This is a genomic window from Actinomadura mexicana (assembly GCF_900188105.1).
In the GTDB taxonomy this organism is placed as follows: Bacteria; Actinomycetota; Actinomycetes; order Streptosporangiales; family Streptosporangiaceae; genus Spirillospora; species Spirillospora mexicana.
Window position 1 is genome coordinate 770,183 of record NZ_FZNP01000001.1, and the last position, 15,563, is coordinate 785,745.

The following is a 15,563-nucleotide window of genomic DNA, read 5'->3' on the forward strand; positions in this document are numbered from 1 at the left end:
TGCCCGCCAGCGCCTGCGCCCGCCTGTACTGCTAGGCGTTCTTGATGGCCTCGCCGAGGTGACGGAGTGCCTGGGGGGTGATGAGGAGCTTGGGGCCGTCCGGGTCCTTGCTATCACGGATGGCCACGGTGTCGTTCATGCGCGCGAGCTCGACGCAGTTGCCGCCGTTGCTGGAGCTGCGGCTGGACTTGCGCCATACGGCGTTACTCAGGTCCATTTCTCCTTCGCCACCTTTGCAATCACTTCGAGAGACTGGTCCACCGGATACGCGGCGGACTGGATTGACGCGAACAGCTCGGTGAGGCGTTTGATTTCGAGGCGGTCGGTGGTTGTGTCGCCGCTGATCGCATTGTCTTTGTACCCTACCTCGTTCCCGTCCGGAGAGGTTCCGATAGCGAAGGCCCCGGTGATGCCCTCGTGCAGGCGGAGTGGGGCGATCTGGATGCGGATGCGGCGGGAGGAGACAGTCAGGAGGTGCTGGAGCTGGTCGCGCATCACCGCGGGGGCTTCGGTGCCTCGGTGGAGGGCGCTCTCGTCGATCACGTACATCAGGCTCGGTGGCGTGTCGCCGGTCAGAACGTCTTGCCGGGCCAGACGGGCATCGACGGTGGATTCGTCGTTGTCGAGCAGATGGGCGGCGTAGGCGGGAGTCTGGAGAAGACCCGGTATGACCAGTGGTTCATAGCCGCGGATGGCGTCGAACTTCGGCTCCTGCATGGCCCAGTCGACGAACCATGCGGGGACGGCGTTGGTTCCCTTGTACAGGCCGTCCCACAGGTGGGTGAGGGCTTCGCGGGTGTCGAGGACGCGATCGGCGTGGACGGCGAGGAGCCGGTCAGGGCGAGACTCCCCGCGCTCCACTGAACCGATCGTGCTCTTCGAGTAGGGCGCGCTCTCCTGGATGAGTTCGCAGAAGGCGGCGATGCTCAAGCCCGCCGCCTCTCGATAGCGCCGCAGTTCGGAGCCGAGAAGCGCGTTCGGCGACTCCCAGGGCCGCAGATCGTTAGGACGCTGTCCCATCGCTGTTTCTCCCTTGCCTCGGATGACCGGGGATGACCGGGCTCGACCGGCCATGAGCGGCGATTGACCTGCGAATGTGCGCACTATGGGCACCCATCGCAGTATTGGCGCTACTCAGCGTGACACAGGGGCGATGATTTGACCACTGGATTCCGGAAACGAATTTCTGGAGGTCGAATCCATGATCGATTCGGGAACGACGACAGAAGGCGTTCTGATCGAATCGTCGGAGCAGGCGCCGCAACAGGCGCGTTGCTGGGTCGCCGACGTTTTCGCTAAGCGGCGCCTAGGCGACGACTACACCGCGAGGACCGTGGTCACGGAATTGGTCACGAACGCCTATAGGCACACCGACACGAAAGCCATTCCTGTACGTCTCGTCTTGGAAAACGGCTACTTCGTGGTGGAAGTGGAGGACAGGTCCGATCTGGCACCGGTTCTCCAGGGCGAGGACGACGCGGCGGAGTCCGGCCGGGGGCTGCTCATGGTCGCCATGCTCGTCGACGCGTGGGGCGTCCGGGCGCTGGACGGCGGCGGGAAGGTGACATGGGCTCGACTGCGCGCGTGAAAGTGGCGCGCGGCCGGCTCGTGATGGCGTGGTGGCGCGTCCGGCTCGGGCATGCCACCGCCGAGCGGCATCTCGACGTCCTGGCCACCGCGACGGACGCCTGCGGCTGGTCCCATCTCAAGGTCTACGTGGAGTCGCCGCCGGTGCTGTGGGTCTTCTCCGAGGAAGCCGGAGACCTCGCCGTGAGCGTCACGGCGGGACGTACCGGCGGGCGGTGGGTCTACCGGGTCTCAGGGGCGATGCGGTACCCCTGCGACGGCCCTCAGCGCGTGGCGGGCGTCCTTGACGGCGTCCTCCGGGATCGGCTGGGCTCGCGCAGTGCCGCAGACTCCGCCGGAGCGCGGCGGTGACGCGTCAGTGGCGGCGCTTGGTGGCCCATTCGCGGATCTTGGCTATGCGCTCGCGGATCTCCTCGGCGCTCGCCTGGGGGACGGGCGGGCCGCCGCAGGCGCGGCGCAGCTCGTTGTGGATGACCCCCTGCGGCTGGCCCGTCCGGTGGTTCCAGGAGTTGACGAGGCCGTTCAGCTCGCGGCGCAGGGCCGCGATGTCCTCGGCGGCGGTGCGGTCGGCGCGGGGGTCGCCGGTCTTGCGCCTGCGCTCGTTGGCGATCTGTTCGGCCTGCCGCTTGCGCAGCAGCGCCGACACCTGGGCGGGCTCCAGCAGGCCGGGGATGCCGAGGTACTCCTCCTCCTCGGCAGACCCCGGCTCGGCGTTCATGCCGAACTCGCCGCCGTCGTAGAGCACGCGGTCGAACGTCGCGGACGCCTCCACCGTCTCGAACGGCAGCTCCTCGCCGACGTCGGGCGTGTCCTGCTCGCGGTTGGCCTCGGCGAGCAGATCGTCGTCGAGGCCGTCCTCGCGGACGGGACGGTCGAGGACGTGGTCGCGCTCCTCCTCCATCTCGGAGGCGTGGCCCATCAGCGTCGGCACCGACGGCAGGAACACCGACGCCGTCTCGCCGCGCTTGCGGGCGCGGACGAAACGACCGATGGCCTGCGCGAAGAACAGCGGCGTGCTGGTGGAGGTGGCGTAGACGCCCACGCACAGCCGCGGGATGTCGACGCCCTCGGACACCATGCGGACCGCGACCATCCAGCGGTCGTCGGTCTCGCCGAACGCCTTGATCTTCTTGGACGCGGTCGGGTCGTCCGACAGGACGATCGTGGCGCCCTGCCCGGTCACCGCGCGCAGCATCTTGGCGTAGGCGCGGGCGGACTCGTGGTCGGTGGCGATGACTAGGCCGCCCGCGTCCGGGATGACGCGGCGCAGCTCGGTGAGGCGGCGGTCGGCCGCGGCCAGCACCTGCGTGATCCAGTTGCCCTTGGGGTCGAGCGCGGCCCGCCACGCCTGGGACGTCTGGTCCTGGGTGAGCGGCTCGCCGAGCGTCGCGGTGATCTCGTCGCCCGCGCGGGTGCGCCAGCGCATCTCGCCCGCGTAGGCCAGGAAGATCACCGGTCGGACGACGCCGTCGGCGAGGGCGGGGCCGTAGCCGTAGGTGTAGTCGGCCTGGCTGCGCCGGATGCCGTCCGGCCCCTCCTCGTACTGGACGAACGGGATCGGGTTGATGTCGGTGCGGAACGGCGTGCCGGACAGGGCGACCCGCCGCGTCGCCGGCTCGAACGCCTCCCGGACGGCGTCGCCCCACGACAGGCCGTCGCCCGCGTGGTGCACCTCGTCGAAGATGACCAGCGACTTGCGCGCCTCGGTGCGGTTGCGGTGCAGCGCCGGGCGCGCGGCGACCGTCGCGTACGTGACGGCGACGCCGTGGAAGTCCTTGCCGACGGGGCCCTGCCCGTTCTGGTACTCCGGGTCGATCCTGATGCCGACGCGGGCCGCCGACTCGGCCCACTGCCGCTTGAGGTGCTCGGTCGGGCACACGATCGTGAGCGAGGCGACGACGCGGCGCTCCATCAGCTCGCGGGCGAGCCGGAGCGCGAACGTCGTCTTGCCGGCGCCCGGCGTCGCGACGGTGAGGAAGTCGCGCGGGCCGGGCGCCGTTCCGTCCACGCCGAAGTACGCCTCCAGCGCCTGCTGCTGCCAGGCGCGCAGGGAGGACGCGGTCCCCCAGGCGGCCCGCTCGGGGAAGGCGGGGGGCATGCTCGATGCGGCGAAGGTGCTCACGGTCATTGAAGGCTACCGAGCCGCACCGACAGATCGGGCCGCGCCCGGTGCACCTGTGCCGAGATCCACACGGTGGCGGCCGGACCTCGTCGACCGGTACGCCGCCCAAGCCGCACGGATGCGGCGGCCCTGACCTGCGGTGAAGCCCCGCATGCAGGCGTCGTGCGCGTAGTCCATGAAATTGTGGATCGGATCGCGGCCCCGCTGCGGACACGAGTCGCGGCCCTGCGGGCAGCCCTGCGCCGGCTCCTGCTCGTACGGGGTGTCGGTCACCCCGTCGCCCGGCGACACGCACCCGCCCTCGAACGTGTGCATCAGGCCGAGCCAGTGCCCGATCTCGTGGACGGCCGTGAACCCGTGGTTGAACGGCGCGTACGACCCGTACGGCAGGCTCCGGAAGTCGACGATGACGCCGTCCAGGCGCGGGTCGCGCCGGTACCACTGCGGGAAGGTGGAGAACCCCAGCACGTCCGACCCGACGGCCGCCGTGTAGAGGTTGAGCGTCCCGCGCCCGCCCTTGCGGAGGCGCCGCTTCATCGGGCCCTCGTTGCGCTGCGGGTTGTGGAACCAGGTGGGGTTGTCGGTGCGGTCGAGGGAGTCCAGCCGGAACCTCACGCGGGTGTCGTCGCCCCCGAGGCGTCCGCCGTAGGCCGCGTTGAGCGTGGCGATCTGCCGCCGGACCGCCGCCGTGCTCAGCCGTCCCGAACTCCCGCTGTGGACGACGTGGAACCGGACCGGGACGGTGAGGCCCCCCGCCGCGCGCCGCGCCGGGTCGGGGCGGGCCGGATCGGGGCGGGCCGGATCGAGGCGGGCCTCGTCGGACGTCCCGAACCGGTCCAGGAGCGTGCGGCGGAGATCGGCGAGCATGGCGGTGGCCTGGTCGTGGCCGAGATCGGCCCGGTCGCGCGCCTGGGCCGACCGCGCCACCCCGGCCGAGGCGCCCCTGCCGCCCACGGCGGCCGCCCCTCCCGCCGCGCCCGCACGGCCGTGCACGCAGTCGTCGCCGCGCGCGGCCGGAGCGACCTTCGCCCGCTCCCACTCCCCCTCACTCACCGAACCCGGAACGGCACACACCGTAACCGTCAGTGCGCACAGTGAAACCCCGGCCAAGCGCCGCATTCAATCCCCCGATTGTTCAGGGACGTCCCTTTCGGGGCATCCCGCGATAAGAAAGGCCGAGGTCCCGCGGCACCCGACCGCAGGACCTCACGCGCGCACGCCTACCCGGCGGCGCGCCGCCGGCCGCCGTTCAGCGGCCGGTCACTCCTCGCCCTTGCCCCCGCCCGACTGCATGGACTCGTAGATCTCCTTGCACTCCGGGCAGACGGGGTACTTCTTCGGATCCCGGTTCGGCACCCAGACCTTGCCGCACAGCGCGATCACCGGCGTGCCGGTCACCGCGCTCTCGGTGATCTTGGCCTTCTTCACGTAGTGGGCGAACCGCTCGTGGTCGCCGTCACCGTGGGAGAGGTCCGGCTTGACATCGCTCTGGGTGTCGCCGTCGGGAAGGATCTTCGTACTCACACCGTTCACCTTAGTTCAGCGTCGGGTCCTCGGGGAAAGTGGCGACGAAGGCCAGGTCGCCGCCCTGCCTTCGCAGCACGTCCTGCCACAGCCGCTCCGGGTCGCCGGCGAACACGTCCCCGGCCTCGGCGGGCACCAGGTACCACGAGCCGTCCTCGACCTCGGAGCGCAGCTGCCCGGGCGACCAGCCCGCGTATCCGGCGAACACGCGCAGCTGCAGCAGTTCCGCCGCGAGCAGGCCGGGCGGAGCCTCCAGGTCGACCAGGCCGACCCGGGCGACCTCGGTACCGCCGTCCAGGGCGCGCCATCCGAGCGGCTCGTCCTCGCCGGGGAGCCGGGCCAGGGCGAGCGCGTTCTCCAGCGCGACCGGCCCGCCCTGGAACACCACGGCCGGTCCCGTCACCAGCTCCGCCCACGGCGGCAGCACGCGGTCCACCAGAATCTCGGTCGGCCGGTTGAGGACGACTCCGAGGGTCCCCCCGTCGCCGTCGTGCTCGACCAGCAGGACGACGCTGCGCCGAAAATTCGGATCCTCCAGCTGCGGGGTGGCGACCAGCAGGAGCCCGACCCTGATCCCGTCTTCCATGGGTCCCATGATGCGTTGCCCGGACCTCCGGCGGCACGCCCTCTCACTCGTTAGCCTGTTACGCATTCCTATCGATGGGGATATCGGCACCACAAGGTCCTGGGTTAAGAATGATCTAGGATCATCGGCCACCCGCTTGGTGCGCGCCGGGAGGACAGCGATGCAGTTGCCCAGGGTCGTCATCGCCGCCGTGTTCATCGTGATCGGGGCGCTGATCGCGATCCCGGCCCTGTTCAGGTCGGACGGCTCCGCGTCGCCGACCTCCGGAGCGGCGTCGACCTCGGCGAGCCCGAGCCCGACCGGCGGCTCGCCGTCCGCCTCGGGCAGGCCCACCCGGACCCCGACGCCCACCCCCACCCGCACGCCGACCGGGGCTCCGGCGCGGCCGGTGACGGCCACCGTCGGATCGGTGTCCTGCCCGGACCGCACCGTGAACGTCAGGGTCCGCAACACCGGAACGCAGACCGAGGACTTCTCCATCGAGAAGAACGACGACACCGCCGCCGTCCCCGGCAAGATCGGCCCGGGCACCACCCGGACGGTCGCGGTGAAGCTGCGCGAGGACCGCCGCACCCGTATCACCGTCCGGTGGGCGAACCGGCAGATCCAGAGCGCGGCCGCCAAGGCGAACTGCAAGAAGGCGGGCGTCGCCGCGCCGCGCGAGACGCCGCCCGGCAAGCTGCCGCACACCGGCCCCGACACCGTCCTGTGGGCGCGGGCCGCGACCGGCGTCGCCGTCATCCTGACCGGCGCGATCATCTTCTGGTGGGGCGGCACCTGGCCGCGCCGCCGCGAGCAGATGTTCGCGGGCCGCAAGTCCGACTGAGCGGAGCGGCGGGCCCGCCTTCCCGGCGCCTATGCCTCGGTGCGGGGGCGGCCGCCCGCGGCCTCGCGGACGGCGCCGGCCACGCGGGTGCTGACATCCGGGTGGAAGACGCTCGGCACGATGTAGTTCGGGCCGAGCTCGTCCGGGGTGACGACCTCGGACAGGGCCTTGGCGGCGGCCGCGAGCATCTCCAGGGTGACGCCGTCGGCCTGGGCGTCCAGCAGGCCGCGGAACACGCCGGGGAACGCCAGCACGTTGTTGATCTGGTTCGGGTAGTCGCTGCGCCCGGTGGCGACCACGGCGGCGTGCTCGCGAGCCTCGTCCGGCGAGATCTCCGGCTCGGGGTTGGCGAGCGCGAACACGATCGCGTCGCCGCTCATCGTGGCGATGTCGTCGCCGTTCAGGATGCCGGGGGCGGACACGCCGATGAACACGTCGGCGTCCTTCACCGCACCGCGCAGGTCGCCGGAGTAGCCGCCCTCGTTGGTGTGCTCGGCGATCCAGCGCAGCGAGTCGTCGAGGTCGTCGCGGCCCTTGTGCACGGCGCCGGCGTAGTCGCACACGACCAGGTTGCGGGCGCCCGCGTGCATCAGCAGCTTCAGGATGGCGCTGCCGGCGGCGCCCGCGCCCGCCATCGTGATGCGCACGGCGCCGATGTCCTTGCCGACGACGCGCAGGGCGTTGGTCAGCGCGGCGAGCACGCAGATCGCGGTGCCGTGCTGGTCGTCGTGGAAGACGGGGATGTCGAGCAGCTCGCGCAGCCGGGCCTCGACCTCGAAGCAGCGCGGCGCGGAGATGTCCTCCAGGTTGATGCCGCCGAAGGCGGGCGCGAGGATCTGCACCGTCCGGACGATCTCGTCGGTGTCCTGGGTGTCCAGGCAGATCGGCCACGCGTCGATCCCGGCGAACCGCTTGAACAGCGCCGCCTTGCCCTCCATGACCGGCAGCGCGGCCTCCGGGCCGATGTTGCCGAGGCCGAGCACCGCCGAGCCGTCGGTCACCACGGCGACGCTGTTGCGTTTGATCGTCAGCCGCCGGACGTCCTCGGGGTTGCGGGCGATGGCCAGGGAGACGCGGGCGACGCCGGGCGTGTAGGCCATCGACAGCTCGTCGCGGTTGCGCAGCGGCACCTTCGACTGCATCTCGATCTTGCCGCCGAGGTGCATCAGGAACGTCCGGTCGCTGACCTTGTGGATCTTGACGGACTCGATCCGCTCCAGCGCGCCCGCGATCGCCTCGGCGTGCTGGGTGTCGCGGGTGGCGATCGTGACGTCGATGCGCAGGGTCTCGTGACCGGCGGTGTTGACGTCGAGGGCCGTGACGATGCCACCCGCGTTCTCGACCACGTGGGTGATCTGGCTGACGGCCCTGCCGCCGGCCGGGACCTCCAGCCGGACGGTGATGGAGTACGACACGCTTGGCACGCTCGCCACGACAGCTGCTCCCTATTTATACGGGTTTGTCCACATCCGAGCGCGCCGCTCCCAGGGGACGGTGCGTCCGGGGCCGCCGCCCGGTCCCGTCCCGCGGCCCGCGGAGCCCGGGCCGCGACGACGATCAGGGTCGACGGTCGCGGGCACGGGCGGCCTCGTGATGTCGATCACGAGCCGGTGCCGGACACGGGCTGCGCCGGACACGGGCTGGCGTCGATCACGAGGTGGCGGAGCCGCGGATCCGTCGGATCGGCCGCGTGGAAGTGCTTCACCCGTGGAAGTCCTTCACGTGGCCGCACGGGCGCGGTCATCAGTCAACGAGCATACGCTCACCACCGCGGTCAGGTGTCCCGCTCGCCCCAGCTCGCCGCCCTTCGGCGAGCGCCCGGCGCGACCCGGTCAGAACAGGGCGGCCTGGAGGCCGCGGCGGGCCTTGCCGGTGCGCGGGTCGTCCGGCGGCAGGAGCTCGAACAGCGACAGCAGGTGCTTGCGCGCGGCGTCGCGGTCGTCGCCCGCGCCGCGCCGCACCGCGCCCACCAGCCGGTCGAAGGCGTCGTCGATGCGCCCGGACACCATCTCCACGTCGGACGCGCTGATCTGCGCCTGGACGTCGCCGGGCTTCTCGGCCGCCTCCTGGAGGACGCGCTCGGCGTCCAGCGACCGCACGCGCAGGCTCAGCTCGACCAGGGCGAGGCCCTGCTTGGCCTGGCCGTCCCTCGGATCGGCGGCGAGGATCCGCTCGAACGCGGCCTTGGCGCCGTCGAGGTCGCCGCGCCGCAGGGCGTCCTCGGCCTCGGAGTAGACCGGGTCGGCGGCGGGGGCCTCCGCGCCGGGGGCCGGCTGCTCGTCCTCGGGGGCGTCCGGCAGGATGCCCTCCTTGCGCAGCGCGTCGAAGAGCTGGTCGATGGCCTGGCGGACCTGCGGCTCGGGCGCGGCGCCGTTCAGGAACGGCAGCAGCTGCCCGGCGACGACCGCCGCCACGAACGGGATGCCGCGCACGCCCATCTGCTGCATGTAGGCGCCGAGCTGCGGGTTCGCGTCGATGTCGACCTTGGCCAGGATCCACTTGCCGGCCGCCTCGGCGGCGAGCTTCTCCAGGATCGGGCCGAGCTGCTTGCACGGACCGCACCACTCGGCCCAGAAGTCCACCAGGACGGGGACGGCCTGCGACCGCTCCACGACCTCGGTGTTGAAGGTCTCGTCGGTGACGTCCACGACGAAGGGGCCGCCGGGCGCGCCCGCGGCCGGCGGCGGCGCGCCGGCGCCCTGGGCCCGGCGTTCCTGCTGCTTCCTTGCCGCGGCCTGGCGCGCTCCCAGGTCGATGGCCCCGTGCAACGAAAAGTCCCGAGAAGGCATGGGTCCATCCTGCCCCATGACCGCGCCCGGCCGTGCGTCCGTACGCTCCCAGCGGAGCGCGGCGCCCGCGCCGGACGCCCGGCGCGTCCGCGGGGAGGTCCGTATCGACGACATATCCAGAGAATTGTCCGGCTTTTTTATTCTCTTTCCCGCCGCGCCCCGGGGCAAAGACTTCCGTCGTCTCGCCGTAAAGGCGATTAGATTGCTGACAGCCATCACCAAGCCCGGTTATAGTCACGATGTCGATGCATTGCGGCCCGGCAAAAGCGACCGGGCCGGAGCCGCCGGGGGGCGGCCCGGCCTGCGGGCGTGCCGCGTGGCGGGTTGGGGGACCCGAGGCCACCGGCGCGGCGGGCGCACCGTCCGGCCGCCGCGACAGCATGACGAACAACGGGGGGAAACTTGTGATCGCGGAGCATTCCGTGATCGTGGCCCGAGGAATGGGTGTCCGCCGCGGGGGGCGGTGGCTCCTGCGCCCGGTGACCTTCGGCGTGCCCGAAGGCGTGGTCGGCCTGGCCGGCCCACCGGGTGCCGGTAAATCCACTCTGCTGGCCACGTTCGCGACCTTGCGCAGACCGAACACCGGCGCGCTGCACATTCTCGGGCACGACATCACCAACGCCGCCGGGCAGCGGGCCGCCCGTGCCGGGATCGGTTACCTGCCGGCCCGCTTCTCGCGCGCGGAGGGCATGACGGCCGGCGAGTTCGTCGCCTACGCCGCGTACTACAAGCGGACGAGCGCGTCCGCCGCGCAGAGCATGGTCCGCCGCTTCGACCTCACCGAGGCCGCCGGGACGGAGCTGGCGCTGCTGCCGCCGGACGTCCGGCTGCGCGCCGGGCTGGCCGCCGCCTGCGTCCACGAGCCCGGCCTGGTGCTGCTCGACGACCCCTTCGGCGAGCTGTGCGCCGCCGCCGAGCCCTGGCCCACGGGCGCCGCGGGCCCCGGACGGCACTCGCTCACCGCGGCCATGGCCGAGCTGATCCCCGTGCTGCGCACGCTGGCGCCCACCGTGGTCGTCACCGCCGACGCCGCCGCGACGCTCACCGGCTGGTGCGACCGCCTCTTCACCCTCGCCCGCGGCCGGCTCTCCGAGCAGCCCACGCACTCGGCCGCCGCCCGCCGCGGCCGCTCCCCGGCCGACCGGCGCGGCGCCGCCGCCCCGCGGGGCGCTCTCCATCCGCAGACCGTCGACGCGATGACCCGGCGCGGCCCCGCCCGGCGCACGCTGCCGCAGGTGTCCCTGCCGCAGCTCGCGCTGCCGCCGCTGGCGCTGCCGCCGCTGACCCTTCCGCACCTGCCCCTGCCCCAGCTCGCGAAGGCGCGGGCGAGGCGGTCGCCCGCCGAGAGCCCCACCGGTGTCTGACCTCGGGCGGGTGCTCCGGCTGGACGCCCGCCGCACGGCACTGCTCGTCGCGGTGCCGGTCCTCACCGTGCTCGGCACCGCGGCGGCGTGCCTGGCGCTGAGCCCGGTCGCGTACTGGGACAACAGCGTCGTCGCGCTGGTCAACGCCGTCCGCCTCCTGGGCCCGGCCGCCGCGGGCCTGGCCGCGTGGACGGCCGTCCGGGAACGCCCGCTCGACTACCTGCGCGACCTCACCGCCCGCTCTCCCGCGACCGGCGTGCTGTTCGACCTGCTGCTGCTGTCGTCCGCCGCACTGGTCTCCTATGTCGTGGTCACGGCGGTGGTCGCCGCCGTGACCCTCGTGCACGCGCACGCCGGTCAGGCCGACCTGCTCGGTGTGGTCTCGGGTGCGGGCGCACTCGTCCTGCACGTCGTCGTGGGCTACCTGACGGGACGCGTCGCACCCCACCGCGCCACCGCGGCCGTGGTGCTCGCCGCGACGTCCCTGTGGGCCGCTCTGCGCGTCCCCGGCATGTCCTGGTGGAGCCTGCTGCCCCCTGCCGCGCTCCCCCGCATCCAGCTGTTCACCACCCTGCGCCCCGAGGTGTTCGCCGTCCAGCTCCTCTGGGCCGCCGGGCTGACCACCGCGCTGATCCTCGGCTACGTGATGTGGGCGACGCGTCGGCTCCTGCTCGTCCTGCCCCTGGCGGTGGCGCTGGCCGCGACCGTCTCCGCCACCCTCGGCCTGCACCGCACCGGCGGGACGGTCGCGCCCGCCCAGACGGAGCCGGTGTGCCGGAGATGGCCTCTCACCGTCTGCGTGCACCCCGCCCTGCGGAAGGCCCTGCCCCCGCTGATGGAGGTGGCCACCCCGCTCGCCGCGCGGCTGAACGGCACGCCCGGCGCCTTCACGATGGTCGAGCAGCGCCCCGCCTGGACGCCCGTCACGGTGGCTGACGGCGTCGCCGCCGTCCACCTCGACGAGGACCTCTCACCCGGCTACGCGTCCCGGGCCGTCCGGCAGATCAGCGAGGCGCTCAAGGACGCACGGTCCTGCGCGTCCGGCGACGGGTACAGCGCAGTGGTCGACGCGTGGCTTCTCGGCGACGAGCCCCCGGCCATGGCCGGCACGGGCGCGGGGCACCGGTTCGCCTCCTGGACCGAGCAGCGGCGGCGCGACTGGCTGCGGCTCCACTTCGCCGAGTACCGCGCCTGCGCGCTCGGCCCGCGGGACTTCCGCACCCCCCGCACCACGAAGACCCGCGCCACGGAGACCCGCCTCCACGACGTCCTGGACACCCGGCCTGCGTGACCGCGGCAGGACCCCCCGGCCGGCCGCGGTCACGCAGGAGGTCAGGCGCCCCGCCCGGCCAGTTCCGGCTCGGCGGCGGGCCGCGTCCAGTGGCGCTCCACGAAGAACGGCGCGACGGGCAGGACGGCGGCGCCGAGCGCGAGGCCCGTGCGCCTGAGGTCCCAGCCGAGCTGCTCGCGGACGAGGAACACCAGGCCGACGTAGGCCATGAACAGGACGCCGTGCACCGGGCCCATCACCTGCACGCCGATCGGCGCGTCCGCCCCGTACTTCAGCGGCATCGCGACCAGCAGCAGGAGGAGGAACGAGAACGCCTCGGCGACGGAGACGAACCGGAAAGCACGAATCATGTCCACGCCCCGCTCAACGGCACGGCATCGGCCCGCGGTTTCCGCACCCTCTATGGCGTTGCTCACACTGCGCTCACACGACCGTGTGCAAACCGTGACGTATGCGGACCCTTGCGGACCTCTAGTGTGTCCGCGTGGACTGGAGCCTGCTGACCTGCGCGCGCAAGGGGCACATCACCTACGCGCCGGACGAGGAGAGGCTGCGCGAGCGGCTCGTCGTCTCGTCGCCGATCGGCGCGGCGTGGCGATGCCTGCGCTGCGGGACCTACGTGCACGGCCGGCCGCACGGAACCGGCCCGGCCGACCGGGCCCCGCTGGTCAAGCGCGGCCGGGAGCTGCGCGACGCCTTCATCATGCGGTTCTTCGCGGTGGAGCGCGGCGTCCGCGGCCTGATCGTGCTGGTCGCGGCGTACGGGGTGTGGCGTTTCGCGGGCAGCCGCGGATCGATCGAGCGGATCTTCGAGAAGGAGATCCCGCTGCTGCGCCCCATCGCCGAGCAGGTCGGCTGGGACCTCGACCACTCCAAGGTCGTCACCTCCGTCCGGCACGTGTTCGACCTGGACGCGCGGACGCTGCGCTGGCTGGCCGTCGGTCTCGTCGTCTACGGCGCGATCGAGCTGATCGAGGCGGTCGGGCTCTGGCTGCTGCAGCGCTGGGGCGAGTACTTCGCGGTCGTCGCGACGTGCTTCGGGCTGCCGATCGAGATCTACGAGCTGGTGGAGAAGGTCACCGCGCTGCGCATCGGCGCGCTGGTGCTCAATATCGGTCTCATCGTCTACATCGTCGTCACCAAACGGCTGTTCGGCGTGCGGGGAGGCCGGGCCGCCCACGAGGCGCATCTTCGCAGCGAGTCGCTGATCGAGGTGGAGCAGGCGACCCACGAGTCGGACCTGCGGCGCCCGTCGCCGCCCGAGCCCGAACCCGCCGGATGAGGTAGCGGACGCCGCTGCCGGGAATGTCGGATACATGGCTCGCTCGGAAACGAAGAACGACGCGAAGAACGACGCGTCCGTCAAGTCGTCCCCGGACCGGTCCCGCCCCCCGCGGCGCGGCCTGCTCACCCCGGTCGCGATCATCGTCGCCACCGTCGCGCTCGTCCTGGTCGCCCAGCAGGCGCTGCACGGCCTCCCCCACTGGCTGAACCCGTTCGCGGAGGAGACCAAGGACCGCAGCGGCCCCGTCCTGCTGAAGTCGATCCGCGACCTGCACCGCTACGAGGCGGCGAGCGGCAACTTCCAGGTGGTCGTGGACCTGGAGAAGGACGCCAAGTTCCTGCCGTCCTCGCTGCGCGGCAAGCGGACCCTGTTCGTCGGCAACGGCTCGGTCGACGCCTACGTGGACTTCTCCCGGCTCGGCTCGGGCGCCCTCAAGGTCAACGCGGACCGGACGGCCGCCACGATCACACTCCCGCCCGCCCAGCTGGAGAAGACGAACCTCGACACGAAGAACAGCTACGTCTACGCGACCCAGCGCGGCGTCTTCGACCGCTTCGGCGACTTCTTCAGCAGCAACCCCAACAACCAGCAGCAGCTCTACGTCCTGGCGTCCCAGAAGATCCAGACGGCCGCGGGCCAGAGCGGCCTGAAGCAGCGCGCCGACGCCAACACGAAGTCGATGCTGGAGAACATGCTCAAGGCCCTCGGCTTCAAGACGGTGACCATCACCCCCGCCCCTCGATGAGGGGCACGGACATCAGCCACAGCCGCAACCACGCGACAACCAGAACATTCGCGATCGCGTCCGAAGGCGGATTCGAGCTCGCGAGAATCCGATCGCGCAGCGAGCCGCAAGGCGAGCCGAAGCGATGCCGGCGATCGCCCGTGGTCCGATCGGGAGCGAGCCGCTAGGCGAGTTCCCGAGTCGGAACACGAATGAGCAGCGCGTCTCCCTGGCCGCCGCCGCCGCAGAGGCCGGCGGCGCCGGTGCCGCCGCCCCGGCGCTTCAGCTCGTAGGCCAGGTGCAGGAGGATGCGGGCGCCGGACATGCCGACCGGGTGGCCGACCGCGATGGCGCCGCCGTTGACGTTGACCTTCTCGGGGCCGACGCCGAGGTCGCGCATCGACTGGATGCCGACGGAGGCGAACGCCTCGTTGATCTCTATGAGGTCGAGGTCGTCGACGGTGAGGCCCTCCTTGCCGAGGGCGTGCTTGATCGCGTTGGACGGCTGGGACTGCAGCGAGTTGTCCGGTCCCGCGACGTTGCCGTGCGCGCCGATCTCGGCGAGCCAGGTGAGGCCGAGCTCCTCGGCCCTGGCCTTGGACATCACCACGACCGCCGCGGCGCCGTCGGAGATCTGCGAGGCCGAGCCCGCGGTGATCGTCCCGTCCTTGCCGAACGCCGGGCGCAGCCTGGCCAGGCCCTCGACGGTGGTGTCGCCGCGCACGCCCTCGTCGGCGGAGAACACCACCGGCTCGCCGCGCCGCTGCGGGATCTCGACCGGGGCGATCTCCTCGTCGAGCACGCCGTTCTTGATCGCCTCGGCGGCGCGCTGGTGGGAGCGGGCGGAGAACTCGTCCTGCGCCTCGCGGGAGATGCCGAGCTCGGCGTTGTAGCGCTCGGTCGACTCGCCCATGGAGACGGCGTCGAAGGCGTCGGTGAGGGCGTCGTGGGCCATGTGGTCGAGGACCTCGACGGAGCCGTACTTGTAGCCGCCGCGCGACTTCGGCAGCAGGTGCGGGGCCTGGGTCATCGACTCCATGCCGCCCGCCACCACGATGTCGAACTCGCCCGCCCGGATGAGCTGGTCGGCCAGCGCGATCGCGTCCAGCCCGGAGAGGCAGACCTTGTTGATCGTGATGGACGGGACGCTCATCGGGATGCCCGCCTTGACCGCCGCCTGCCGGGACGGGATCTGGCCCGCGCCCGCCTGCAGCACCTGGCCGAGGATCACGTACTGCACCTGGTCGCCGGACACCCCGGCACGCTCCAGCGCCGCCTTGATCGCGTGCGCCCCGAGGTCGGCCGCGGAGAAGTCCTTCAGCGAGCCCATCAGGCGCCCGATGGGGGTACGCGCTCCGGCGACGATCACGGACGAGGTGGTCATGTGGGGGCCTCCAGGGTGGTGCTGCGGCGACGTTTGCCACGATACCCACGGGAGCGGCGTTCGTTTCCGTTCGCCCCCGCC

General features: G+C 72.0%; 17 protein-coding genes. 7 read left to right on the forward strand and 10 right to left on the reverse strand.

The window, feature by feature from the left end:
* Positions 1-31: 31 nt before the first annotated feature.
* Both CHC11_RS03370 and CHC11_RS03375 read right to left on the reverse strand, forming a co-directional pair.
* Positions 32-217: a DUF397 domain-containing protein gene (locus CHC11_RS03370; protein ID WP_089310044.1), complete on the reverse strand. Its 186-nt coding sequence runs from the start codon at positions 215-217 to the stop codon at positions 32-34.
* Positions 208-1,020, reverse strand: a complete 813-nt coding sequence (locus tag CHC11_RS03375; RefSeq protein WP_179278655.1) for a helix-turn-helix domain-containing protein — start codon at positions 1,018-1,020, stop codon at positions 208-210. Before CHC11_RS03375 ends, CHC11_RS03370 begins: the two co-directional genes overlap by 10 nt.
* 181 nt (positions 1,021-1,201) lie before the next feature.
* Here CHC11_RS03375 and CHC11_RS03380 point away from each other — a divergent pair, with 181 nt between their 5' ends.
* Entirely contained in the window at positions 1,202-1,588 is a 387-nt protein-coding gene (locus tag CHC11_RS03380) for an ATP-binding protein (RefSeq protein WP_089310046.1), read from the forward strand.
* A complete protein-coding gene (locus CHC11_RS03385; protein WP_143226901.1) occupies positions 1,585-1,938 on the forward strand; it encodes a hypothetical protein in 354 nt (117 codons plus the stop codon). The genes CHC11_RS03380 and CHC11_RS03385 overlap by 4 nt, the downstream gene beginning before the upstream one ends.
* Before the next feature lie 4 nt (positions 1,939-1,942).
* On the opposite strand, the gene CHC11_RS03390 is transcribed toward CHC11_RS03385, so the two are convergent.
* From CHC11_RS03390 to CHC11_RS03405, 4 genes are all read right to left on the reverse strand, one after another.
* Positions 1,943-3,685 carry a DEAD/DEAH box helicase gene (locus CHC11_RS03390; protein WP_089310306.1) on the reverse strand — a complete coding sequence of 581 codons (1,743 nt, stop codon included), beginning with the start codon at positions 3,683-3,685 and terminating at the stop codon, positions 1,943-1,945.
* Between the two features lie 36 nt (positions 3,686-3,721).
* On the reverse strand, positions 3,722-4,762 hold the full coding sequence (locus CHC11_RS03395; RefSeq protein ID WP_245918679.1) for a zinc metalloprotease: 1,041 nt from the start codon (positions 4,760-4,762) through the stop codon (positions 3,722-3,724).
* Between the two features lie 207 nt (positions 4,763-4,969).
* Positions 4,970-5,233 (reverse strand): DUF3039 domain-containing protein, encoded by a 264-nt coding sequence (locus CHC11_RS03400; protein WP_089310307.1) that lies wholly within the window; start codon positions 5,231-5,233, stop codon positions 4,970-4,972.
* A gap of 10 nt (positions 5,234-5,243) precedes the next feature.
* Positions 5,244-5,819, reverse strand: a complete 576-nt coding sequence (locus tag CHC11_RS03405) for a YqgE/AlgH family protein (protein ID WP_089310049.1) — start codon at positions 5,817-5,819, stop codon at positions 5,244-5,246.
* A gap of 160 nt (positions 5,820-5,979) precedes the next feature.
* Between CHC11_RS03405 and CHC11_RS03410 the strand changes: the two genes are divergently transcribed.
* Complete coding sequence (locus CHC11_RS03410) at positions 5,980-6,645, forward strand: hypothetical protein (protein WP_089310050.1); 666 nt, start codon at positions 5,980-5,982, stop codon at positions 6,643-6,645.
* Positions 6,646-6,674: 29 nt separating this feature from the next.
* Here CHC11_RS03410 and CHC11_RS03415 read toward each other — a convergent pair whose 3' ends face one another.
* Positions 6,675-8,078, reverse strand: coding sequence for an NAD-dependent malic enzyme (locus CHC11_RS03415; protein WP_089310051.1), 1,404 nt, complete (start codon positions 8,076-8,078; stop codon positions 6,675-6,677).
* 399 nt (positions 8,079-8,477) lie between these two features.
* Complete coding sequence (locus CHC11_RS03420; protein WP_179278656.1) at positions 8,478-9,434, reverse strand: tetratricopeptide repeat protein; 957 nt, start codon at positions 9,432-9,434, stop codon at positions 8,478-8,480.
* 440 nt (positions 9,435-9,874) lie between these two features.
* On the opposite strand from CHC11_RS03420, the gene CHC11_RS03425 reads away from it, so the two are divergent.
* Positions 9,875-10,798 (forward strand): ATP-binding cassette domain-containing protein, encoded by a 924-nt coding sequence (locus CHC11_RS03425; RefSeq protein WP_245918726.1) that lies wholly within the window; start codon positions 9,875-9,877, stop codon positions 10,796-10,798.
* Entirely contained in the window at positions 10,791-12,089 is a 1,299-nt protein-coding gene (locus CHC11_RS03430) for a hypothetical protein (RefSeq protein ID WP_179278657.1), read from the forward strand. Before CHC11_RS03425 ends, CHC11_RS03430 begins: the two co-directional genes overlap by 8 nt.
* A gap of 41 nt (positions 12,090-12,130) precedes the next feature.
* Here CHC11_RS03430 and CHC11_RS03435 read toward each other — a convergent pair whose 3' ends face one another.
* Positions 12,131-12,439: a DUF3817 domain-containing protein gene (locus CHC11_RS03435; protein ID WP_089310308.1), complete on the reverse strand. Its 309-nt coding sequence runs from the start codon at positions 12,437-12,439 to the stop codon at positions 12,131-12,133.
* A 134-nt stretch (positions 12,440-12,573) separates the two neighbouring features.
* Between CHC11_RS03435 and CHC11_RS03440 the strand changes: the two genes are divergently transcribed.
* Together CHC11_RS03440 and CHC11_RS03445 are read left to right on the forward strand one after the other, a co-directional pair.
* Positions 12,574-13,371 (forward strand): DUF2127 domain-containing protein, encoded by a 798-nt coding sequence (locus tag CHC11_RS03440; RefSeq protein WP_089310054.1) that lies wholly within the window; start codon positions 12,574-12,576, stop codon positions 13,369-13,371.
* A 34-nt stretch (positions 13,372-13,405) separates the two neighbouring features.
* Entirely contained in the window at positions 13,406-14,119 is a 714-nt protein-coding gene (locus CHC11_RS03445; protein WP_089310055.1) for a DUF4230 domain-containing protein, read from the forward strand.
* A 163-nt stretch (positions 14,120-14,282) separates the two neighbouring features.
* Here the strand turns inward: CHC11_RS03445 and CHC11_RS03450 are convergent, their stop codons facing one another.
* Positions 14,283-15,482: an acetyl-CoA C-acetyltransferase gene (locus CHC11_RS03450; protein WP_089310056.1), complete on the reverse strand. Its 1,200-nt coding sequence runs from the start codon at positions 15,480-15,482 to the stop codon at positions 14,283-14,285.
* Positions 15,483-15,563: the final 81 nt, after the last annotated feature.